Source organism: Paenibacillus tepidiphilus (assembly GCF_008635795.1).
In the GTDB taxonomy this organism is placed as follows: domain Bacteria; phylum Bacillota; class Bacilli; order Paenibacillales; family Paenibacillaceae; genus Paenibacillus_AQ; species Paenibacillus_AQ tepidiphilus.
Window position 1 is genome coordinate 1 of record NZ_VWRQ01000016.1, and the last position, 22,695, is coordinate 22,695.

Sequence of the window (22,695 nt, forward strand, 5' to 3'; positions counted from 1 at the left end):
CCAGGAGTGACGAACATCGGAAAGCCGTATGAGGGAAAACCTCACGTACGGTTTGATGAGGAGGGGCTGACTATACACCAGTCCTTTACTCTAGTTATATTCCAGGTACGGGGTAAGTTATGCGCTGTATGCCAGTGACGATCCGAACAGTGAATACTGGTCGCTGCTGGAGGAGGATGTCCGTAGCGGCAGCTCCGAGGTCGAGCACGTGGGACGGATATTCGATCTGCTGGAGGACCGCACCTTTAAATACGAAGATGACAAGGAACTGCCGGAGTACAATATCCACCTATCGGTACGCAACAATGTGCTGGCCTACCCGGCTATGGGGGTAGCGCTAGCGCGAGTGCCAGTGTTCCAGCAGGGCAGCATTCAATTTCAGGATTTTGTGTTTGCGGTCTCGGATGAACAGTTGAAGACCTTTCTCGGCAATGTACGCCGGCGTCAGCGGGAACAGAATATCCGCAAGATCACCGTATTTACGGATAGACGCCATGGCCTCTTCCGTGAGGATGAGCCGATTACCCGCAGGGTAGGCCGGGATGAGGTAGTGCTGGAGTCGTCTGTCAAAAAAGAGATTTACCGCTCGCTCGATCAATTCTTTGCTGCCGACCGCAGCTTCTACAATAAATATGATATTCCCTATAAACGGGGGATTCTGCTCTACGGCCATCCGGGCAACGGCAAGACGACGCTCGTCAAATCCATTGCAGGCAGTGTGCCGGGGCCTGTGGTGTACTGGCAGATCACGGAGTATACGGGCAGCGAATCGGTAAAAGATGTATTCGAGGCGGCTGTCCGCCTGGCCCCGATGGTGCTGGTGATCGAGGATATTGACTCCATGCCACAGGAGGTCCGGTCGTTCTTTCTGAATACGCTGGACGGGGCGACCTCGAAGGAGGGCATATTCCTGATCGGCACCACCAACTATCCGGATAAAATCGATCCGGGTCTGATGAACCGCGCGGGCCGATTCGACCGGTCTTATGAAATCAAGCTGCCCGCTGAAGAGCTGCGGCTGAAGTATTTGCGCCTGCGTGGATTCACAGCTTTTTCCGGAGAGCAGGGAGTAAGCCTGGCCGCAAGACTGACGGACGGCTTCTCGCTGAGCCAGCTTGGCGAGCTGTATGTGTCAGCTGCACTGGAATGGCATGACAGCGGAACAGCGGATGTGGAGACGCTGGTCAGGGGCATGCGCGGCGAGTTGGATAAAGGACGCAAGCAGGAGTGGATGCGGGAGACTCCGGCGTCCATCGGTTTTTTTACCTAGTCAGTAGAACAGTTGTGCCGGCCGGATCTCGGTGGTACTCATTGCCCGACGTATAGGGAACAAGGGAGCCGGAAAGCTCCCTTTGTGTGCTGTCCAAAACTTGCCTCCTCTTCCCGTATAATCGTACAATGGTCTAAATGCTTGGAATTGACGCATTCTATACCGCAAAGGATACAGAACAGGAGCTGAAGCAGATGAAGATTGGAATAGTTTCGGATACACATATGTCAAGCGCCGCCAGAGGATTGCCGCAGGCGCTGCTGGCTGAATTCCGCGATGTGGACCTGATCCTCCATCTGGGCGACTGGGTGTCGCTGGAGGTGTACGAGCTGCTGGCGCAGCTTGCACCGGTGGAAGGTATTGCCGGGAACAACGACGGTGCGGAAATCATCCGCAGGTTCGGTGAGCGCAAGCTGCTGACGCTGGAGGGCGCCCGCATCGGCATGATTCACGGCCATACGCCGTATTCCCGCAAGGGCACGGACGGCAATGCGCTGCTGGCTTTTGAAGGAGAGGCGGTGGACTGCATTCTGTTCGGCCATTCGCATCAGCCATTGGTGCGCAAGGAGAACGGGATTCTGCTGTTCAATCCGGGCTCAGCCACCGACAAGCGCCGCGAGAAACGCTATTCCATCGGATTGATGGACATTGAGCAGGGCAAGGTCAGCGCCCGCCATGTCTTTTATGACTCCAGGGAGTAGAACGGGTCCGGGTGCGGTGCAATTATATAAAAGAAACGGCATTTACTCCATGTCCGGCGCCAGCCTGTATCGCTAGAATAGAGGAAAAAGGCGGTTGCCGGAAAGTGTAGGGGTGTTAGTGATGCTGACCTATCAGGTGGAGCAGGTATTTTCGGAAGCGGTGGAGCAGGCTGTTCCATTGTTTGATGCTTATCGGAGGTATTACAAGCAGGGTTCGGATGTGCCGGGAGCAGAGCGGTTTCTGCGGCAGCGGCTGGAAGCCGGGGAATCGGTTCTCTTCCTCGCTGTAACAGGCGAAGGGCCGGAGAAGCGTGCGGTGGGGCTTGCCCATTTGTATCCCTCATTCTCTTCGGTGACGCTGGAGAAGCTCTGGATTCTCAATGATCTGTTCGTAGCGGAGGAGCAGCGCGGCCAGGGAATCGGAACACTGCTGCTGCAGCGGGTCGAGGCGTTCGCCAGAGAGACGGGGACGAAGGGACTCACCTTGACGACGATGACGGACAATACCGGCGCCCAGCGGCTTTATGAAGCGAACGGATATGTCCGCGACGAGGAATTTGTGACGTATGATTTATTCTACTGAGCTGAACAAGTAAGGAGCATGGATGTGACTAACGGCAATAGAGGCAGCAATGGCAACAATGGCAACAATGGCGGTAATGGTGGTAATGGTGGTAATGGCAACAATGGCGGTAATGGTGGTAATGGTGGTAATGGTGGTAATGGCAATAATGGCAACCATGGCGGTAAGGACAGCAACCACGGCTTTGACGACAGCGGCGTGAAGCTGGCGGTATTTTTTGATCTGGATGATACACTATACGACCATCTGGTGCCGTTTCGGGAGGCAGTGCGCGAGGTACTGGGGCAGGAGGGTAAACATCTGGATGACGAAGAGCTGTTCTACAGGGTGCGGCATCACAGCGATGTGCTGTGGCCGAAATATTTAAACGGTGAGCTGGAGCTGGAGGAGACCCGGGTGCGGCGGCTGGAGCTGGCTTTTGCCGAATTCGGCATAATGCTTACCCGGGGCGAGGCGGAACAAATCCAGGCATCGTATATTGGACGGCAATACGACATCGGCTTTATCGATGGGGTCGAGGAGCTGATCCGTCGGCTGATCTCCCTGGGACATAAGGTCGGCGTGATCACAAACGGTCCGAAAGACCATCAAATGAACAAGCTCCGCGGGCTTGGCGTAGACAAGCTGATTCCGCCGGACATGATCTTTATCTCGGACGCCGTCGGACTGGCGAAGCCGGACCCGGCGATCTTCGCCCATGTGAATCGCGTTACCGGTACGCTCCCGGAGCACTCGCTATACGTGGGAGATACCTGGGCGAATGATGTTGTCGGCGCGCTTTCGGCCGGCTGGCAGGTGTGCTGGTATAATCCGCGCGGCCGCGAGCCGGGCAACACGGGGCATACGCCCAGCCATGTATTCAGGGATTACCGCGAGTTCGGTGGGCTGCCACTGGTTTGAGGGAGAATAAGTGTATTCCGTACAACTAAATCGCCCGGTTTTTGGTTAAAACTACTTATAGATGTATTTCGTACAACTATATTTTCAGTTATAGGCAAAAAATGCGAGTTTCCGTAATTTTAGTTGTATGAAATACAACTAAAGCCTAAATGGAGGCGAAACAGCTGCGTTTAGATGTACAGAATACAACTAAGCTGCAGAGTGAGCTAGTCAGTGGTGTACAGAGCGATGTACAGAAAAACAACTAAGCTGCAGAGTGAGCTAGTCAGTGGTGTACAGAGCGATGTACAGAAAAATAACTAAGCTCCAAAGTGAGCTATTTAGCGGTGTACAGAATACAGTAAGCTCCAGAGTAGCTAGTCAGCGATGTACAGAAAAACAACTAAGCTCCAGAGTGAGCTAGTCAGTGGTGTACAGAAAAACAACTAAGCTCCAAAGTGAGCTATTTAGCGGTGTACAGAATACAGTAAGCTCCAGAGTGAGCTAGTCAGCGATGTACAGAGCGATGTACAAAATACAACTAAGCTCCAGAGTAGCTAGTCAGCACGGCGGCAGTGAATAGCGCGGGTTGCGTGCGGGCTCTGATCCGGGAAGGTATCGTTGCTCTAGAGCTATTCCATAACAAGGGCAACCCCCAAGCTGCAGGTTCCAGCTTGGGGGTTGCCCTTATCTATACATGGTTCATTTCAGACCCGACTTACGGCAGCTCCGCAAAGCTGTAAGTCGGATCGGTCAGCACCAGCCGGTCCTTGATGCCCGAGGTGGCGTAAATCTTGTTGTCGTCGGTGATGAAGAAGGCATCAACCTTCTCCGGGAGGGACTCCAGGTATTTGATGCCGTCTTCGAGCCCCATCAGGAACACACCGGTGGAGAGGGCATCCGCATCCGTGGCGTTCGGGCTCATGATGGTAATGCTCTTCAGGCCGTTCTGCGCAGGGAAGCCTGTGCGCGGGTCCAGAATGTGGTGGTACCGCACGCCATCCTGGATGAAGTAGCGCTCGTACACGCCGGAGGCGTCGATGACTTCATCGGCGATCTTGATCGTGCCGAGCTGGGTGCCGCGGCTCTTGTCCGGGTCCTGCAGGCCGATGTTCCACGGAACCTCGCCCGGCTTGGTGCCCAGCGCAATGATGCTGCTGCCGCCGAGATTGATCATGGCGCTGTTCAGCCCCTGCTCCTTCAGGTAATCGGCGATCCGGTCGGCGGCGTAGCCTTTGCCGATCCCGCCGAGGTCCATGATCATGCCTTCCTTGGCCAGCATGACGGTCTTCGCGGCTTCGTCAATGATAATATCCTTGTAGTTGGTCATGCTTTTGGCCTGGTCGATGTCAGCCTGGGCAGGGACGCTTTCCCCGCCGCTGCCGATGTTCCACAGATCGACCAATGGTCCGATCGTCACATCGAACAGCCCGTCCATCTCTTCGCCGTATTTGATCGACTGCTTGATCAGGTCGAGCGTCTCGTCGGAGACGGCGACAGCCTCCTTGCCTGCGGCCTGGTTGATGGCATAGACTTCACCGTTCTCCTTGGTGCGGCTGAACTCCAGGTCCATCCGCTCCAGCATGGCTGCGATGTCGTCCATATTCTGCTGCTCGGCGGTGTCACCGATAATTTTGATATTAACGACGGTATCGTAAATGTAAAAAGTCTGTGCCAGCGACTTCACGCCGCTCTCTTTGCCGACTTCAGCACTTCCGGCGGTCTCCCCGCTTGATGCGTTACCGCTGCCGCTGTCCTCTTTGCCGGTAAGCTGCCAAATAACAATGACCGCAGCAATAATAAGGACAACCGCTGCCGCCAGGATGAGCGCCATTTTTTTGTTTTTCAATACGTTCCACCATCCATCAAGTAGTTTCGTGATTACATCCTTACTATAATACCCCAGAACGAACAGCCATGGATACTGATTTGGTGACATTTCACGGGAAAAGCATATCCGGCGGCACATTCAGCAGCATTTCCCTCCTTGGCGCAAAGTTGTCTTTCCGGTAGGGACATGTTAAATTGGGGTATGACCGGTTGACTGGTTGACTAAAATTAGAATTCAGTCAACCCAATTTTGACTGTCGGCCAGGAAAGGAGCTTCGGCTATGGCAATCGACCGCAGGTCGCTGATTTTGCAGGCGGCCACACAATCCTTTGTCCAGTTCGGATACAAAGCGACAACGATGGAGCTTGTCTCCAAGATCGCCAATGTGGGCAAAGGGACGATCTATACTTTTTTCAAAACCAAAGAAGAGCTGTTCGCCGAGATTCTGGACCAGGCTTCCCGGGAGCAGATGGCCATCATGAGCCGGGTAGCGCAGGAGGACCGCTCGTTCACCGAGAAAATGCTGAATCTGCTGGATTCCATACTCGATTTCCGTTCCGACCATGAGCTGTTCGTCAAGCTGGCGCAGGAGGTCCGGGACATCGGAACCGCCCAGGCGCTCGAGGGGGTCAAGCGGATTGAGAGCTACGCCCTGGATTACCTGCAGCAGCAGATCGACCGCGCCATTGCCGAAGGTGAAGTCAAGCCCTGTGATTCCAGTGTGGCGGCGTTCATGATGCTACGGATGTATCTGGCGCTTACCACGGAGTGGAACCGTACCCATGAGCCGCTTGATAAGGCGGTTATTAAAGAGCATATGGTGCTGTTTATATCTGGCGGCCTGCTGATGCAGGATGTGGCTGCGGTTAGTGACGGGGAGCTCTCATAAAAAAAGCTCGCAGAATCCTGTATGCACATCATCATCCTTGGACAGGGAGTCCCACTCCAGGCGGAGCGATGCGTGAACAGGCTTCTGCGAGTTTATTTGTATATCTCTGGATACAGCAGTGCTTATGCCGGGTCTTTGACACCCACGCAAGGAATGCTCGAACGCAGGAAGGCGAGCCATCCGATTACGGAGATAAGTCCCATGGCAACGATCAGGACACCCAGTCCGGTGACAATGTTGCCCCAAGGCACGGAAGCGACTGCCATCCCGATGCTGCCAAGGACGGTTGTCATCGTGTTGATAATCGAGGAGACCGAGCCGGTATCCCCTTGCTGCTGCCGGAACAGCAGACTCATGCTGAATGGACGGGTCGCCGTGAAGGCCAGTGACATCCAGACGAACGACAGCAGGAAGAGTGCGGGAGAGTGTCTGCCGATGGTCATGACCAGCAAACCGCTGACTGCCGCGACTGCGAAGCAGGCTGTGGCCAGAATCTTTTTGTTCATCTTGCTGAAGAAGCGGACGTACAGGAACGGCCCCAGAATAGAGACGAGCGCGTTGGCTGCGAAGAAGTAGCTGTATACCTGCTCGCTGAGTCCGAAATAATCAACATAAATGTAGGAAGAGACCGCAATATAGCCCATAAAGGGCAGAGCCAGCAGCGAAAAAATAATTGCCGGGTAGAAGAAGCTGCGGTTACGTGCCACCACGAGCAGCCGTCCCATGGAGCCCAGCAGGGTTCCTTTATACCTGTCGGCCTCAGTCAGCGATTCCTGGTAGAGCAGGGTCAATATCAAATTGAGGATGCCGATGGCGGCGAGTGTCCAGAATGAGCCTCTCCAGGAGGAGAAGGTCAGGATGAATGCACCGATAATCGGAGCAATCATGGGAGCAATGCCGGAAATCGACTGGATGACGGCAAGGATGCTTTCCCGCTTTTTCCCCGCAAAGCAGTCTTTGACCATGGCTACCGATACGGTTGTAACTGCGCCGGCCCCGATCCCCTGAATCGCCCGGGTTATAATCAGAATGTACACATTGGTGGAGAGTGCGCAAGCAATGGTGCTGAGAATATAAATCACATTTCCCGCCATCAGGATCGGCTTGCGGCCGTACTTGTCGCTGAGCGGCCCCCATAAGAGAATTCCCGCCGCATAGAAGATGAAGAACACACTCAAGGTAAGATTGGTAACTGCCGGGTTGCTCTGAAAATACTGACTCATCTTCGGCAGCGCCGGTAAATACAAGTCGGTCGAGAGCGGAATGAACATGTTCATCAGGGCGATAAAAGCAATAATCCCTGTTGAGCCGAGATATTTCTGTTTCGATGCCGGTTGAATTTCCATGGTTTCCTGTTCGTTCAAAGCTTTCGTGCCCCCATAATTATTTGTTTATTTAATAGTTCACAATTATTAACTATAATAGCATAATGAACAGGTCACAGCTTGTCAACAGATCTATTTTAAGGGAAAGGGTGGGGCGAGAGTGGAAGATCAGGAACGAAATAAGGCTGCGCACGGGCTGGCTTCCCTACTGACAGTGATTGACCGCAAGCTGATCCGCCCGCATGAACAGAGAACAAGACATATTGTCAGTCCGCTGGTCATCCATGTGCTGACGATATTAACGGAGAAGGGTTCTGCCACGATGACGGAGCTTGCGCAGGAAATTCAAATTGCCAAGCCGCAGCTGACGCCGATTATCGAGAAGCTCTGTAAAACCGGCGATGTGCGGCGGGAGTACGCTGCCAAGGACCGCAGAATCATTAATATCCATATAACGGAGACTGGGGTGTCCAAGCTTCAGGAACTGCAGGGAACATTGTTTGAGTCCATCAGATCGAAGCTGGAGGGGCTGGATAACCAGGATGTCGCGGATCTTCAGCGTGCGCTGAATGATTTGTACCGTATGATCCATAAAATGTCCTGAGCAGGAGCGGGATGATCCATTGCTAAACCAACCGAAGAAGACGGCCGCCGGAGGCGGACCGTCTTCTTCGGTTGCGGGGAAATCACGGAGGTTAATCCAGCATATACTCGCTATATTTGTTCTTGCGGGGATTAAGTACGAACAGGATGCCGCTGACATAGCCGTTCACGGCGTTGAAGTTGCGCTTCAGCGTGAATTTGACGGTTAAATAGCTCAGCGTCCACAGCAGTGCGGCATAGTTCTTCACGGAAGCCTTGCGCAGATTGAGCAGGTAGTAATGGTTGACGGCGGTTGCCCGCGCCACCCGTCCGGCCTTATCGCGCGAGCTTGGCGATTCATGATGGGTAATCTTCATCTCGGGATTGATTACGAGCTTGCCGTATCTGCTGGCCAGATGGCACATGTAGATATCATCGGCCACCGCGTAGCTGGTCATCCACGGATAAGGCTTCATATCCTGCAGCGCCGAGCGCTTGAAGGACATGTTGCAGCCGTGGAAGAAATCCGTCTCGAATGTCTGCTCCGTCTCGCCCCACAGCAGCAGTGAGCCGGCCAGCGTGCTGGCCGACAACCGTCCGGGGGAAGCGGACATCTGACAGGTCAGGCGCCCGAGCAGCTTGCCGGACCGGCTGCTGGAGAGGCCCTTGGCGATGCCGCCGACGCCGACGATCGCCGGATCGGAAGCGTAAGTATCCAGCATCCGCCGGATATATAGCGGATCATCCAGCTCGGCGTCATCGTCGAAGGTGAGCAGAATCTCGCCGTCGACCAGCTCCAGCGCTTCATAGCGCGACAGCCAGACGCCCGGTCTTGTCTTGCGGTAATACTTCAGTTCGGCATCGGGCATGCCGTCCAGCACTTTACGGAAATAATCGAGCTTGCTGGCCTCAATATCGCCGTCATCAACAATCAGCAGCTCGATGGAGACGTCCTCCAGCTCGGTCTGCCTGGCGATGGATTCGATGCATAGCGTAAGGTCCTGTACGCGGTTGCGGGTGGGAATGACAATCGACACATCATGCATGCCGGGTTGGCTCCTTTCTAAAAGCGCGGTGCTTGCCCGCCTTCCTGATCATCCGAAGTCTCTTTATTACCTTAAGTGTACTTGTTGTTCACTTGAAACGTATATACCACTTTGGTTTACTTTTTTGCAGAATCGCTGTAATTCAATCTGATTAAAGCAGACTTAATCCGCAGAATGATTATTTTGTATATATATGGTAAGGTGGTGACGAAGGGGGCGTGAGATGAGCATGGCTACGTTTGCCATTAGAAATCCCTCAGGAATCGGAACAGTTATAGTGGTGGCTATCAACGGACTGGTTTATGTATGGATTACGGTCGGAATATTGCAGCGTGCAGAGAGTGTATTTTCGTTTGTTTTTTGGCTTGCGGTCTTTGTACTCTACATGATTATACTGGTGGCGGTGGTGTACAGGGCATTACAAGCACCGACAGTGCTGCAGATAGACAACAAACAGATTTCACTAAACGGACGTACCGTTCAGGCAGACGAGGTAAAAGTGCTGCTGATTTCAGGTTATTTCAGGCCTGTGGTCGGAATCAAACCTGTCGGAAGGAGAATCGTTCCCGTGCCGCTGAGCTTCCGCTTTGCGGAAGAGGAGGACCGTGACATCAAGGAAATCGAGCGCTGGGCAGAAGAGAATCGGGTGAAGCTGTCGTATACACCTTTTGTCAAATGGTTATAGAGAACGCATTGGTCCAGCAGCAAGGGAGGTAAGCATGGCATACATACGTTTAATGGTTCTGGTATTGGCGTTTGAAGTGTTCATTACGGTAGTTCTTGGCCTGGGGATTTATTATGGCTTCTCCATTTATCCGTATGCCCAGGCGGCGGCAGCGGGTACGGAGGGGCAATACTTTTTTCATATTACAATTCCGCTGTATATGCCTTCGCTGACGGACTTGAAAGTCCCCTATACCTATCTTCAGCCCGGAGCGGGAATTGAACTGCTCACCATTGTAATTTCGGTTGCGGTGGCGGTCCTGCAGAGCTTTGTGCGGGGGATGTACCTTGGCGGTCTGAAGGGCTGGGCTTTGAAAGGCAAGGCTGTCCCGCTGATCGCGTGCGGCAAGAAGTATTTTATCGATATGATCGCCTGGTCGTTCCTGGTCACAGTATTCGGGTGGGTGACTGTATTCCTGTCTGCTTTCTTTTTCCCGCTGGGACTTGCCCTGATGGTTGTACTCATGCTCTATTCACTGACCCCATACCTGATTGTGCTGCAAAATATTACGTTAACAGAAGCGCTGGCCAAAGCCTCGCGCCTGCTCAGACGCTACTTCAGCTCATTGCTCCCGCTGACCATTCTGGCACTGCTGATTACCTTCCTGGCCAGCATATTCCGGCCGCTGCCGGCTCCCTGGGGATACGCGGTGCCGCTGCTTATCTATGTGAGTGCCGGGACTTGGGTACTTAGCGAGCTGCTGAAGAAGCTGACAGAGAAGCTGCGCCGGGACGGGGAAAAGGTTCCGGGTATGCCTTTTACAGAAGTCCGTCCACGCCGGGGAGCCAGAGCGCTGCTGGTGGTGCTTGTACCTCTGCTGATTACGGCCGGGATCTATGGTGCTACCGGAAGGCATTTAAGCATCTTTGCTTCCGGCAGTACAGAGCAACTTCCCGGCGTCTCCTATCACGCGAATTTCTCGGATGTGTTCTACGCGTCGGATCAGATGTATACCGCTTATGAGTGGGAGGCCGCCCCGTACAGCCTGGCTGTTACGCTGCCGGATTTGTCCGGGGAGCGGAAGCCCCGCGAATTGCAGGGGATCGCGGATATCACGTGGAAAGTGAGAGAGGATTATAACGTTATGCATTCCGGTGCAACGGAAGTCCTGCATAAGAATCGGATCATGTACCGGCTTGTCCGGGAGACGGCCCGTGACGGCAGCGTCTACTATTCCAGCATGGGCGGCTCGGCTGCGATTCTGCCGGGAGGGGAAGAGCCGCGTGAGCCTTTGTCCTTCGAGATGATGGTCAGCGGCGACGGCACCCACATCTATGTACTGCAATATCCGTCACGGTTCGAGTCGGCTCCGGTATTCCGGGCCTCCGAGGACGGCCGGTATCTGATTCCCCTGACCAGCCAGATGAATCCGGATGATTTCCGCATGTATTGGTTCACTGCTGAACATAGCCAGGAGAATGTATTTGAACTGCTCGAAGCCAAGAATAATACCAATTATATTACGACGCTTAACCGGGCTTATCTGGCGCTGGCCTGTGCCATGCAGGAAGGTGACGGGCGGATGGTGGCCGAGCTGCTGCGGACGATGCGGGAAAGCGGTGTTCAAGTGTCTGCGCCCGATTGGAATGCCGATACGTGGACAGACGACTTGCGTGGGCGGTACCAAGGTGCCGGCTTGGAGAGGACCCTCGAGCTGCTGAGCAACGCCGGCATTCAAGGCGCTTACGGATCTGCAGAACTAGCGGATCAAAGCGACGACAATACTGCTGTGTACCGGGTGGAGGTACCTTTTCCGGCTGGGCCGATTACGATCCTTGTCCAAGAATCCAAGGTGAACGGCAAGTTATTGTCTGTAGATATATTGGATGCCGTCAGATGACCATAAATATGGTTAGCCCACAGATGATTGGCTAGTACCCTGGCCGAGTTACATTTTTAGCGGCAGCTCCGGACATGCTTAAGTCTGGGGGTGCCTTTTCTATGTCCAGCTTATCGTTCGGATTGATTGTAATTTTCAGTTTATAACTATATAATAGTAAGTGACTTAAATTCGTTTATTATTTAGGAGGAACTATTATGCGTATAGATGTATGGTCCGATTATGCCTGCCCGTTCTGTTATATTGGAAAAAGACGGCTGGAGCACGCCTTGAGCCAGTTTGCCGGACGTGATCAGGTGGAGGTCGTATTCCGCAGCTTCCAGCTTGACCCGTCGGCACGCACGGATGAGACACGGGACATTCATGATATGCTGGCCGCCAAATATGGCATGACCCGCGACAAAGCCAAGGCAATGAACGCCCAGCTTGCGGAGCAGGCCCAAAGTGTGGGACTGGAATTCAACTTTGATCAGATTGTTTCTACCAATACCTTCGATGCGCACCGGCTGAGCCATTATGCCAAAACGGTGGGTAAAGCGACGGAGATGTCGGAGCGGCTGCTTCGCGCCTACTTCACTGACGGCGTGAATCTCGGAGACCGGCAGGTGCTGCTCTCGCTGGCTGCAGAGCTTGGCCTTGACTCAGCTGAGGTGCTGGCCGTGCTGGACAGCGGCAAATACGCCGATGAGGTGCACGGCGATATTGCCGCGGCGCAGAGCCTGAATGTCACCGGCGTACCGTTCTTTGTCTTTAACAACAAATATGCAATTTCCGGCGCTCAGCCCGGCCCGGTCTTCTCCGAGGTGCTGGACACCGTCTGGGCGGAAGAACAGCAAGCCCCGTCCTTACAGGTGGTTGGCCAGCCAAAGGCAGATACCGCCGGCGGTGAAGGCTGCGACGACGGCTCCTGCAGCATCTGATGCCAGTTGCCTGGCTGATGGCGGCCGCCGGCAGGTAACTGGCCGCTCCCGGTACTCGTACCGAAGCGGATGAGGCTGATTTCTGCCCAATAAGGTCCACTGGTGTCCGTAACGCTAGCTGCTATCAGATTCTGGCCGGAATCGCGCCACAGACCTAAAGCCTCTCCGTCGGCCGAGCCGAACGGAGAGGCTTTTGTCTGTAATCTTGCTAATAGATGAATGACAACTCGGATGCGATTAATGCATCAATCTTAAGATGTTGGCTACCGCCCTGAGCCACCCAACCCGGACTAAGAGCGGGTGCTCCGGTCACCAGACGACAAAGTTGCGCTTATCTGAGCGGATCTCCATAGGCAATATGCCAGTGCAGATGTTTGGAATCCTGATAATTGCCCAGGTTCGTCGATATGCGGCAAGAGCCGTATTGCTCGGTGACTTGTGCGGCTACCTGTTTGATGACTCCGATCAGCTCCAGCAGGAGTTCATTGTCGCTTGCTTCAAGGGTGAGCAGTGAAGAGATATGCTTTTTGGGAATGGCGACAATATGTACCGGATAAAAAGGCCGGGTGTGATGATAGGCCAGTACATTTTCAGTTTCCAGGACTGTGTTAACCTTGGTTTTGCCGTTTAGCACTTCGTCACAATAAAAATCCTCGCTCATGGAACCCTCCCGTTAACTTGTGTTATGCAGCAGTTCAGGAGACTATTCTTCAATAAATTCCTGAGGTGTAACCATAGGGTAACTCTGCTGCTGTTCTGCTACACCCCGCGCATCCGCTGAAGCAGCCAGCGTACGCCTTCTACGATCAGTCCGAGTACGAAGCTTCCGGCGGCAAACATCATAAACGCCAGGAAGCTGGCGAGATCCTCCCATCCGGACATATTCCGGCCCGAATAACGGAACATCGTGTAGAACCCGACAATCAGCCCGGCCGTGGTAATCAGCCAGACCCATTTGCCGCCGAACCAGCCGCAGATATGGACGATTCCCGAGAAGGCGAGCGCAAGCAGGGCGAAACGCCCCAGCAGTGCAAGGTCAAACTCTGCTCCAAGCACCAGAAACCGGTACACCGACAGAATGACCGTAATGATCAGCGCATAAATCAGGTACCATTGAAACCAGCGGTTGTCCTTGGCGGGCGGCATGAAACTTAATATCGATTCCGTTACTTTCATCGTTACACATTCTCCAGTTCTCCGGCGCATTGCAGCAGATTCTCCAGAAGCTCCGGTAAATCCTCCATCTGCGCCTCGTTGATTTGTCGTCCGAAAGGAAGCGTAATGCAGTTGTCGTACATGGCTTCGCCGCCATAATGGAAGCTTAAGATTTGTTTGGGCTGTATCTCCGAACCCCAATATTTGCCCAGAACGGCTTCAATTGCCGGACATTGTACAGCAGCATCGCTAATCTTCTTATAAAAGCGCAGCAGCAGCTTGCAGCCGGGCTGGCTGCCCTCTACCTCCAGAATTTCGTCCCCCAGGTCCTTCACTGAGGCCAGAAGCACGATTTCCGCAGTCACTTTGTCCGCACCATTCAGTCTGAAGGACAGGGTGAATTCACGTGAGAACACTGCCAGATCCAGCACATCGGTACGGCCGGTGACCTCAAGGATCCCGTCGAGATTATCGTAGTCGTAGATTTGGTTCTCCAGCGAGATTTTTAAATTCTCAAATACCGTCGGATGAAACAAAAGCGGCACCTTCCTGTTCCATGTATCAATGTAAGCTTCAATTCTCATTGTACCATGCGTCCCGAGCGAAGGGGAAATGCCTGTCGCTTCCGATATATTGGAAGCAATGATAACCCCTCATTAAGGAGCGATTCAATGCAGGAGAAGGTGATTTTGGCGTATGGGAACCATCGTATCGTTATATACTGCATTCACCGAGCATGGCCTCGGCAGAGATAGCGCCCACTAACACCAGGAGCATCCGATCTGGATAAAAGCTTAAAGCCCCTCCGGCGCGGAGGGGCTTGTGGCGTTTGTGGAAGCCAACTAAGGAGGAGCGCTTCAAGCAACTGCAAGCCGACGTAGACGCTTGAATTACGCGTATCTGCGGATCGTTCCGGCGAGCTGCTCGGCAATATATGCTGTGCCGGCCTCAAGCTGGTTGCGGTCGAACCGCAGCCGCACGAAGCTCTCGTCGGTATCCATCGCTTCGGCGAACAACCCGGAGAGTCCGCGGGCTCTGCGGTCGATTTGCAGCAGGAGCTCTACGCCGTGCTCATCGGGGTAGAACATAATCTCCAGCTCGTCGAGCCGTCCGCGGAATTCGCTCGAAGGGGCGAACTCGAATTCCTGCACGAACGATAGGCCGTTTCTTTTACCGTAATGAGGAGCATGTTCACAGCTGACCTCGCGAAGCCGGAAGCCGAGCTGGGTGACTGCGTCCAGTACCACTGCAGCGTGCGGATGAGGCAGCACCTGAAGGTAATCCTCGTCTTTCGGATCAACGGCTTCCTTAATGTCAAGCCCGGTCTGTATCCATACAGGTGTACGGCCCATCGTCACCGGTGTGACCACAGGCAGGCGGAAGGATACGGGGAATTCGTAGGCCTTCTCCGCTTCCACGATGAATCCGGAAGCAAGCAGAAACTTCGCGATCGTTGCTTCCACGTTGCTCTTGGAGTCATTGTGCTCCCGGATATAACGGGTCTTGACGAAGGCGTAGACATCATCAACCTTCTGGTCGACGCGTCCGCCCTGAATGCGGACGATTCCGCTGAGTGTATCTCCTGCCTGCACCGTGTCCTGATGGAGCATGAGATTGACTTCGGCGGCGCCGATGCCGGCGCTCGCGAGCATTCTTTTGAACATGGACATTTCTGTGAACTCCTCCTTATGGATAATAATTCTGATACGCCGGGACCCTGAGCTTGGTTTCACCCGGTAATAGAAAATTTTAGAGAAATTTCTGCTTTCGCCGATCCGGCATACCGGTGCTGGAAATGCCGCAGCATGAGGTTATGGCAGAGATGATAGCGGTTTCTTCTATATAGATTGAACTAAAGATTTTCGTGTTGGGATTAGCCATGACGCAAGAAAACCTTTGGACTTCCGGTCGCTTCCCGTCCGTAGATTTCTTGATTTATACCGCTTGTTGCGGTTCCGGCCTCCGACTGATGGCTTTCCGCAGTAAAAGCTGATAGGCGGAGCACGGGCTGTCATCGTTTTAAGCTACTGAAATGCAGATCGTGATTATCCTCCACACAGGTCAAATCAATAAGATAGATGAGGAAGGCCAAGAGCACCCATGACTAAAGGCGACAGCAGCTATTGCTCTTAATGACCTCACTACCCGCTGCTAATTGCAGTTTGTACAACTATATCCACCTAAACAGGCCGTTTCCCGGCTATAGTTGTATTTCGTACATCTATTTTCTTGCTTTAAGGCAGTTTGATCCCCATATGCTGATTTTAGTTGCACAAAGTACATCTATCCTTCAAAGATGGGTGCATATCTAACAAATAGTTGTACGAAATACATTTATCCTTGTTGGATAGGGGGTGCCTATGTCCATCATACCTAAACAGAGCCGGACAGAGCCTGCTGCCAGCGAACTCAACAGCAACTAGCGGTATTCATCTGGAGATCGGGAATGGGCAGCGTATGAAGTCCATAACTTTAATTCACTTTCCGGCCTTATTCAGGCTAATCTTAAATTCAACTTATATATTATATATGCCAATAGGCCAAAACAGACATCCCCCTATTCGGGGAGATGTCTGTTCCGGCGAGTAATTCAAGGCTATTCATAACGTCCCGGTAGGGCAACGGTCTTGTCTGCGGAGACAATCCGGAATGTCTACTCGCTAGCGGGAGCGGTGTACTTCAGGAAGGTACGGGGGATTTCACTGGTGAACGTCAGTAGCTCTCCGCTGACCGGATGAACAAAGGATAACACACGCGCATGCAGCCCGAGACGCCCCACACTCTTGGTGGTTGCACCGTATTTCTTATCTCCGGCAATCGGGTGGCCGATGTCTGACATATGGACGCGGATCTGGTTCTTGCGTCCGGTCTCCAGCCGCACTTCCAGCAGCGAGAAATGGCGGTTGCCTTGCAGCAGCTTATAATGGGTGACTGCATGCTGTCCATCGCCTTCATGAGGGCTGGAGTACATCTTCAGCGTAGAGGTTTCCTTCAGCCAGGAGCTGACCGTTCCCTCGGTCTTCTTCACGGAGCCTTCGACCAGAGCGACATAGACGCGTTCCTTGACGCTGTCCTTCCAGGTCGTCTGCAGCGCCTGCTGGATGGCCTCGCTCTTGGCGAACATCATGAGCCCGGAGGTATCCCGGTCCAGCCGGTGTACGACAAAGATACGGGCTTTCGGATTACTGAGACGTACATGCTCCATCAGCTGGCGGTACGCTGTCGGCTCATTGTCATCCCCGGCGGAGATGGAGAGCAGTCCGGCCTCTTTCTGGATCACGATGATGTCGTCATCCTCATGAATGATGCTCAGGCCATGGAGTTCCTTGGCCGGTGCCGTCTTCTCCTGGTTAATGGCGACCGTCTGACCGGGCTGCAGCGGATAGTTGTGCCGGGTCACGGATTGACCGTTCACCGAGACCTGTCCACGAGCGAGAATGGACTTGACCGAATTGCGTCCGCGGCTGCCCATGACATTCAGCAGAAATGGAAGCAGCTCAGCCGGCTCGGTGACCGGATAGGTTCTTACCGGAGCCGGGGCGGGTCTGCGACCGGGGCCGGCCTGCGGCTTGCCGGTTTTTTTATATGGAGGTTTATTGGGCAGCTTCTTCGGTCTGGCGGCTTGTCCGGGCTTGGCGCCCCGTTTGTCGCCTTTATTCGAATTGCGTTTGTTATCCATGTTAAGCATTCTCCGTCCTGTAGAATTGTACTCCTCAATATACCATGCACACGCCAAAAAAACTATCGGGAGCGCCCGCCCAGGCGGTCACCTCCGTAAATGGTCTATGTCTGCAGGATGACCGTATTCGGGTTAAGCCTGAATGAGCTTTATAGAGGCAGATCAAGCGGCAGGTAACCGTCCGATACATCTGCGGGTGGATGCCAGACTAGGGCCGATGGCAAACATTTGTGCGGGGTTTTTGCGTTCGGGCGGTTGCCGAGCTTCGCGATGCCCGGTAAACTAAAGACAGACAGTCTTAAGGAGTTATGATCGATATGAACATTCAAGCACCTACCATGGAACAGGCGCAGGCGGAGCTGCAGCGGTACTACGGTTATCCGGACTTCCGCGAAGGCCAGAAGAAGATCGTGCAAAACCTGCTGGAGGGCCAAGATACGCTGGGCATCATGCCTACGGGCGGCGGGAAATCGATCTGCTACCAGGTTCCGGCACTGCTGCTGCCGGGGCTGACGCTGGTCGTGTCGCCGCTGATTTCCCTGATGAAGGATCAGGTAGACGCGCTCACAACGGCCGGTATTCCTGCGGCCTATATAAACAGTACACTTAGCGGCAAAGAAGTGAATGAACGCATCCGCGCCGCGCGCCGCGGCGAGCTGAAGCTGCTCTATGTCGCGCCGGAACGGCTGGAGCTGGACTGGTTCCGGCTGGAAATGGCGGGCCTATCCATCTCCTGCGTGGCGGTGGACGAGGCGCACTGCGTGTCGCAGTGGGGCCATGATTTCCGCACCAGCTACCTGGCGGTGGCGCCGTTCGTCGAGGAGCTGCCGCAGCGGCCGATCCTCGCGGCCTTTACGGCCACGGCGACGCCGGAGGTCATGGACGACATGATCCGGCTGCTGCGCCTGCGGGAGCCGGGCGTCTTCATGACCGGACTCGGCCGGGACAACCTGGCGATGTCCGTGCTGCGCGGCGAGAACAAACGCGAGTACGTGCTTGAGTACACGGCCTCGCATGCCCATCAGCCGGGCATCATCTATGCGGCGACCCGCAAAGAGGTCGACGATCTGTACCAGCGGCTGCAGGCCAGCGGCGTCGCCGCCGGGCGTTACCACGCCGGAATGAGCGACCAGGAGCGGGCCGAGAGCCAGGAAGGGTTTCTGTATGACGACATCCGCGTGATGGTCGCGACCAACGCCTTCGGCATGGGGATCGACAAGTCGAACGTCCGGTATGTCATCCATTACAATATGCCGAAGAACATGGAGGCTTATGTACAGGAGGCCGGGCGCGCCGGACGTGACGGCGAGCCGAGCGAATGTATCCTGCTGTTCAGTGCGCAGGATATTATGACCCAGAAGTTCCTGATCGAGCAGAACCCGCAGGATACGGAGCGTAAAGCGAACGAATACCGCAAGCTGCAGCAGATGATCGATTACTGCTATACAACCCGCTGTCTGCGGATTGCGCAGCTGGAGTATTTCGGCGAGGCGCATGGCGATGATACCTGCGGTATTTGCAGCTCCTGCACTGATGAGCGTGAGCTGATTGACATCACCGTGGATGCACAGAAGATCTTCTCCTGCATCCACCGCATGCGCGAGCGCTTTGGCATCGCGCTGGTGGCCTCGGTGCTGAAGGGCTCGCGCAACCAGAAGGTGCTGCAGTACGGCTTCGAATCACTGCCGACGCACGGCGCAATGTCCGGCCGCACCGAGAAGGAGATCACCGAGGTCATCAACGTGCTGATCTCGGAAGGCTACCTGGCCCTCTCCGAAGGCCAGTACCCGGTCGTGCGGCTGCAGCCGCTGGCCGCCGAGGTGCTGCGCGGCCAGCGCGAGGTGCATCAGCGCGTTGTCCGTCCCGCGCGGGGCGGAGCCTCCGGCGGGCGGGACCGCAGCCGCAGCCGCGATTATTCGCCGTCGGCGGTCAACGAGACGGTCTTCGAGCAGCTGCGGCTGATCCGCCGCGAGCTGGCGGGGCGCGAGCATGTGCCGTCGTATATTATTTTTAACGATGCCACCCTGCGCGAGATGAGCGTCGTTTGCCCGCAGACCGAAGCGGAGATGCTGAAGGTAAAGGGCGTTGGTGAGGTCAAATACCGGAAATACGGCAAGCCGTTTCTCGATTTTTTTCAAAATGAACTGTAAAGAGGGTTAAACCACACATGAAGATCATCCTGGCCACCTTAAACGCCAAGTACATCCACACCTCGCTGGCCATCCGTCTTCTGAAGGCGTACAGCGAGCAAGAGTTTCCGGACATCGTGCTGGCGGAGTACACCATCAAAGATCCCGTGATGAACATCGTGTCGGACCTGTTCCAGAAGCGGCCGGATGTCATCGGCTTCTCCTGTTATATATGGAATATCGAAGAGACCCTCAAGCTGGTCGGCATTCTGAAGCAGGTGCTGCCGGAAGTGGCAATTGTGCTGGGCGGACCTGAGGTCTCTTATGAGCCGCTGGCCTTCATGAAGCGTGAGCCGGGCGTTGATTTCATTGTCTGCGGCGACGGGGAGGAGACCTTCCACCATCTGCTGCAGGAGCTGCGGGATGAGCGCAGGTTCCATTATGTGTTCGGTGCCGCTTACCGCAAGGACGGCGAAGTCATCGTCAACCCGCCCCGTCCCAAAAGCGATCTCAACACGCTGCCTACGCCGCACCGTTTTCCCGAGGACCTGCCGGATCTCGGCAAACGGATCGTTTATTTTGAGACCAGCCGGGGGTGCCCGTTCAACTGCCAGTTCTGCCTCTCCAGCATTGAAGTGGGCGTACGCTATTATGATATTGAGCGGGTGAAGTCCGATTTGCTCTACCTGATCGAAGGCGGGGCCAAGGTGATTAAGTTCCTTGACCGCACCTTCAATATCAACCGCAATTACGCGATGGAGATGTTCCAGTTCCTGATTGACAACCATCAGGGCTGTATTTTTCAGTTTGAGATTACGGCGGATATTATGCGTCCCGAAGTGCTGGATTTTCTGGCGGAGAATGCCCCTCCCGGCATCTTCCGTTTCGAGATCGGCGTGCAGTCGACCAACGATGTGACGAACGAGCTCGTCAAGCGCCGCCAGAATTTCGTCAAGCTGTCCCGCACCGTGATGAAGATCAAGGCGAGCGGCAACATTGACCAGCATCTCGATTTGATCGCCGGGCTGCCGATGGAGGATTACGCCACCTTCCGCAAGACTTTTAATGATGTGTTTGTGATGGAGCCGGAGGAGCTGCAGCTGGGCTTCTTAAAAATGCTGCGCGGCACCGGCCTCCGGGCCCAGGCGGCCAAATACGATTACACCTACATGGAGCATGCGCCCTATGAGATTCTCAGCAGCCATGTAATGCCGTTCTCCGATATTATCCGGCTGAAGCGGCTGGAGGATGTGCTGGAGAAATACTGGAACAGCCACCGGCTGGATCATACCGTCAAATACTTGATCCGGCATGTGTTCACCTCGCCGTTTGACTTCTTCCAGGAATTCGGGGACTACTGGGAAGTCCAAGGCTGGCAAAAGATCGGCCACCAGTTGGAGGACCTGTTTACGCGGCTGCTGGCTTTTCTCACGGACCGGGGGACGCCGTCCATGGACATTGTCACCGGGCTGATGAAGCTGGATTATTTCCTGCAGCATAAATTCAAGCCGCGCAAAATCTGGTGGGACTACGTGCTGGACAAGGGCGACTGGTCCAAGCATATGAAGCAAATTGCCGACCGGCCGGAGCTGGTCTCGGCCAAGCTGGCCGCAGCCGGCTACAGCGAACGCGAGCTGCAGAAGTTCGTCATGCTGGAGGTGCTGCCGTTCCGGCTGGAGCCGGTGCTGGCGTCCATCAGCGGGTTGACCGCCGGGGCAGGCGCTGCCGGGTTCGAGCCGGAAGCGCGGGCCGAGGCAGGTGGCGCCACAGCCGGGGCGGAAGCGCTAGTTGAAGCTGGCGGAGGCATAGCTATTTCATCTGAGGCGGATACTTCGCCAACAGATGCAGACCGGGCGCAATTTGATCCGGATTCCGCCGCAGGTCGGACGCTGCTGGTGGTGCTGTACCAGCAAGAGGAGAATCAGCAGGCGCAATACGTTGCGCTGCCGATATAGAAGGGAGTCACAGGAGTATGGGCGGCAAGCTTCCGGTTAGGTTGGCAGGATTCGAGGAGAAATACCGGGAAGACCTGCTGGCCTTCCGCTTGCCTGCGGAGCAGGCGAAGTTTACCGGAATGCCGGAGGAGACGCTGGATGAAGCGCTGAGCAACGCAGGTAAAATTCCGGTAGTCATTCTGGCGGGAGAGCAGCCGGTGGGCTTCTTTGTTCTGCATACGGGCGAGGACATTGCGTCTTTCTATGCCAAGTGGCCGGAAACAGTGCTGCTGCGTGCCTTTCTCGTGGATCAGGCCAGTCAGGGTCAAGGAATCGCCAGGGCGGGGCTGGCGCTGCTGCCCTGCTTTGTCCGTAACCTGCTGCCTGCCGTGCGCGAGATTGTGCTGGCAGTGAATGAACGGAATGACGTCGCGCTTGCGCTTTATGCGCGCGCAGGCTTCCGGGATTACGGCTTGCGGCGAAGCGGTATGAAGGGGCAGCAGAGAATTATGCAATATCCGCTGCAGGATGAGCCTCTTCCGGGTCCTCAAGGATACATGGATCAAGAGGAGGCGTTGCGCCGCCGTCTGATTGGACATTTTAGGCAGAGTCCGCTGCTGATGGAGGTATTCCGCCTTGTCCGTGAATTGGAGCCATATCCGTATTACATCGGGGCAGGCTGTCTTGTACAGACCGTATGGAACGGCCTTTCCGGGCGGCAGCCGGACTACGGAATCGGAGACATCGATATCATTTACTATGACGGGGAAGATTTAAGCTATGAAGCGGAGGACCGGATGATTGCCCGGGGGCGCAAGCTTTTTGCCGATGCTCCTCTACCGGTCGATTTGAAGAATCAGGCCCGCGTCCATCTATGGTACGAGAGGAAATTTGGGGTCCGCCTGGCCCCTTACACGTCTCTGGAAGCCGCCATCGACAGCTGGCCGACAACGGTTACTTCCCTGGGTGTGCGGTGGTCGGGGGAGGATGAGTGGCATATCTATGCGCCCTTCGGCCTGGGGGATCTCTTTGCAATGGAGCTGAGGGCTAACAAAGCGCTGGTGACGGAAGAGGTTTACCGGAACAAAACGGACAAATGGCAGCGGCTGTGGCCGGAGCTGAAAGTGGAGCCTTGGACTCCGGTAGGAGCAGCGCGTTGAATTCAAACTCCTCTGTGCTCGACGCAGATAAAAAGATTGATTAACGCG

General features: G+C 54.8%; 19 protein-coding genes and 1 pseudogene. 12 read left to right on the forward strand and 8 right to left on the reverse strand.

The features are described from left to right. Positions 1–94: 94 nt before the first annotated feature. The 4 genes and pseudogenes from F1379_RS19505 to F1379_RS19525 all read left to right on the forward strand — a co-directional run. Positions 95–1,270, forward strand: a pseudogene (locus tag F1379_RS19505) (ATP-binding protein); the annotation flags it as partial. A 194-nt stretch (positions 1,271–1,464) separates the two neighbouring features. Continuing rightward, positions 1,465–1,971 carry a metallophosphoesterase family protein gene (locus F1379_RS19510; RefSeq protein ID WP_150272919.1) on the forward strand — a complete coding sequence of 169 codons (507 nt, stop codon included), beginning with the start codon at positions 1,465–1,467 and terminating at the stop codon, positions 1,969–1,971. A 121-nt stretch (positions 1,972–2,092) separates the two neighbouring features. Next, positions 2,093–2,554 (forward strand): GNAT family N-acetyltransferase, encoded by a 462-nt coding sequence (locus F1379_RS19515; protein ID WP_150272921.1) that lies wholly within the window; start codon positions 2,093–2,095, stop codon positions 2,552–2,554. Positions 2,555–2,578: 24 nt separating this feature from the next. Next, a complete protein-coding gene (locus F1379_RS19525; protein WP_239004742.1) occupies positions 2,579–3,454 on the forward strand; it encodes an HAD family hydrolase in 876 nt (291 codons plus the stop codon). 697 nt (positions 3,455–4,151) lie between these two features. On the opposite strand, the gene F1379_RS19530 is transcribed toward F1379_RS19525, so the two are convergent. Next, complete coding sequence (locus tag F1379_RS19530; RefSeq protein ID WP_239004743.1) at positions 4,152–5,282, reverse strand: FAD:protein FMN transferase; 1,131 nt, start codon at positions 5,280–5,282, stop codon at positions 4,152–4,154. 262 nt (positions 5,283–5,544) lie between these two features. Between F1379_RS19530 and F1379_RS19535 the strand changes: the two genes are divergently transcribed. Then, complete coding sequence (locus F1379_RS19535; protein WP_150272927.1) at positions 5,545–6,153, forward strand: TetR/AcrR family transcriptional regulator; 609 nt, start codon at positions 5,545–5,547, stop codon at positions 6,151–6,153. 122 nt (positions 6,154–6,275) lie between these two features. Here F1379_RS19535 and F1379_RS19540 read toward each other — a convergent pair whose 3' ends face one another. Next, positions 6,276–7,517, reverse strand: coding sequence for a multidrug effflux MFS transporter (locus tag F1379_RS19540; protein ID WP_203457138.1), 1,242 nt, complete (start codon positions 7,515–7,517; stop codon positions 6,276–6,278). A 121-nt stretch (positions 7,518–7,638) separates the two neighbouring features. Here F1379_RS19540 and F1379_RS19545 point away from each other — a divergent pair, with 121 nt between their 5' ends. Next, entirely contained in the window at positions 7,639–8,082 is a 444-nt protein-coding gene (locus tag F1379_RS19545) for a MarR family winged helix-turn-helix transcriptional regulator (RefSeq protein ID WP_150272930.1), read from the forward strand. A gap of 91 nt (positions 8,083–8,173) precedes the next feature. Here the strand turns inward: F1379_RS19545 and F1379_RS19550 are convergent, their stop codons facing one another. Next, positions 8,174–9,106: a glycosyltransferase family 2 protein gene (locus F1379_RS19550; protein ID WP_150272932.1), complete on the reverse strand. Its 933-nt coding sequence runs from the start codon at positions 9,104–9,106 to the stop codon at positions 8,174–8,176. A 223-nt stretch (positions 9,107–9,329) separates the two neighbouring features. Between F1379_RS19550 and F1379_RS19555 the strand changes: the two genes are divergently transcribed. The 3 genes from F1379_RS19555 (at position 9,330) to F1379_RS19565 (ending at position 12,590) form a co-directional block, all read left to right on the forward strand. Beyond that, positions 9,330–9,791, forward strand: a complete 462-nt coding sequence (locus F1379_RS19555; RefSeq protein ID WP_150272935.1) for a hypothetical protein — start codon at positions 9,330–9,332, stop codon at positions 9,789–9,791. A gap of 34 nt (positions 9,792–9,825) precedes the next feature. Then, positions 9,826–11,670, forward strand: a complete 1,845-nt coding sequence (locus F1379_RS19560; RefSeq protein WP_150272937.1) for a hypothetical protein — start codon at positions 9,826–9,828, stop codon at positions 11,668–11,670. Positions 11,671–11,867: 197 nt separating this feature from the next. Further along, entirely contained in the window at positions 11,868–12,590 is a 723-nt protein-coding gene (locus F1379_RS19565) for a DsbA family oxidoreductase (RefSeq protein ID WP_150272939.1), read from the forward strand. A 331-nt stretch (positions 12,591–12,921) separates the two neighbouring features. On the opposite strand, the gene F1379_RS19570 is transcribed toward F1379_RS19565, so the two are convergent. From F1379_RS19570 to F1379_RS19590, 5 genes are all read right to left on the reverse strand, one after another. Then, positions 12,922–13,251, reverse strand: a complete 330-nt coding sequence (locus tag F1379_RS19570; protein WP_150272941.1) for an HIT domain-containing protein — start codon at positions 13,249–13,251, stop codon at positions 12,922–12,924. 98 nt (positions 13,252–13,349) lie between these two features. Further along, complete coding sequence (locus tag F1379_RS19575; protein WP_150272943.1) at positions 13,350–13,766, reverse strand: hypothetical protein; 417 nt, start codon at positions 13,764–13,766, stop codon at positions 13,350–13,352. Positions 13,767–13,768: 2 nt separating this feature from the next. Next, entirely contained in the window at positions 13,769–14,329 is a 561-nt protein-coding gene (locus F1379_RS19580; RefSeq protein WP_338046606.1) for a hypothetical protein, read from the reverse strand. 306 nt (positions 14,330–14,635) lie between these two features. Then, positions 14,636–15,415 (reverse strand): sporulation protein, encoded by a 780-nt coding sequence (locus F1379_RS19585; RefSeq protein WP_150272945.1) that lies wholly within the window; start codon positions 15,413–15,415, stop codon positions 14,636–14,638. 983 nt (positions 15,416–16,398) lie between these two features. Further along, on the reverse strand, positions 16,399–17,424 hold the full coding sequence (locus tag F1379_RS19590) for an RluA family pseudouridine synthase (protein WP_150272947.1): 1,026 nt from the start codon (positions 17,422–17,424) through the stop codon (positions 16,399–16,401). A 317-nt stretch (positions 17,425–17,741) separates the two neighbouring features. Here F1379_RS19590 and recQ point away from each other — a divergent pair, with 317 nt between their 5' ends. Genes recQ through F1379_RS30360 form a run of 3 tightly spaced genes read left to right on the forward strand, consistent with a single transcriptional unit; the run spans position 17,742 to position 22,647 of the window. Continuing rightward, positions 17,742–19,574 carry a DNA helicase RecQ gene (recQ, locus tag F1379_RS19595; RefSeq protein WP_150272949.1) on the forward strand — a complete coding sequence of 611 codons (1,833 nt, stop codon included), beginning with the start codon at positions 17,742–17,744 and terminating at the stop codon, positions 19,572–19,574. Between the two features lie 17 nt (positions 19,575–19,591). Then, on the forward strand, positions 19,592–21,508 hold the full coding sequence (locus F1379_RS19600; protein WP_150272951.1) for a B12-binding domain-containing radical SAM protein: 1,917 nt from the start codon (positions 19,592–19,594) through the stop codon (positions 21,506–21,508). 17 nt (positions 21,509–21,525) lie between these two features. Further along, positions 21,526–22,647: a nucleotidyltransferase family protein gene (locus F1379_RS30360; RefSeq protein ID WP_150272953.1), complete on the forward strand. Its 1,122-nt coding sequence runs from the start codon at positions 21,526–21,528 to the stop codon at positions 22,645–22,647. Positions 22,648–22,695 lie beyond the last annotated feature (48 nt).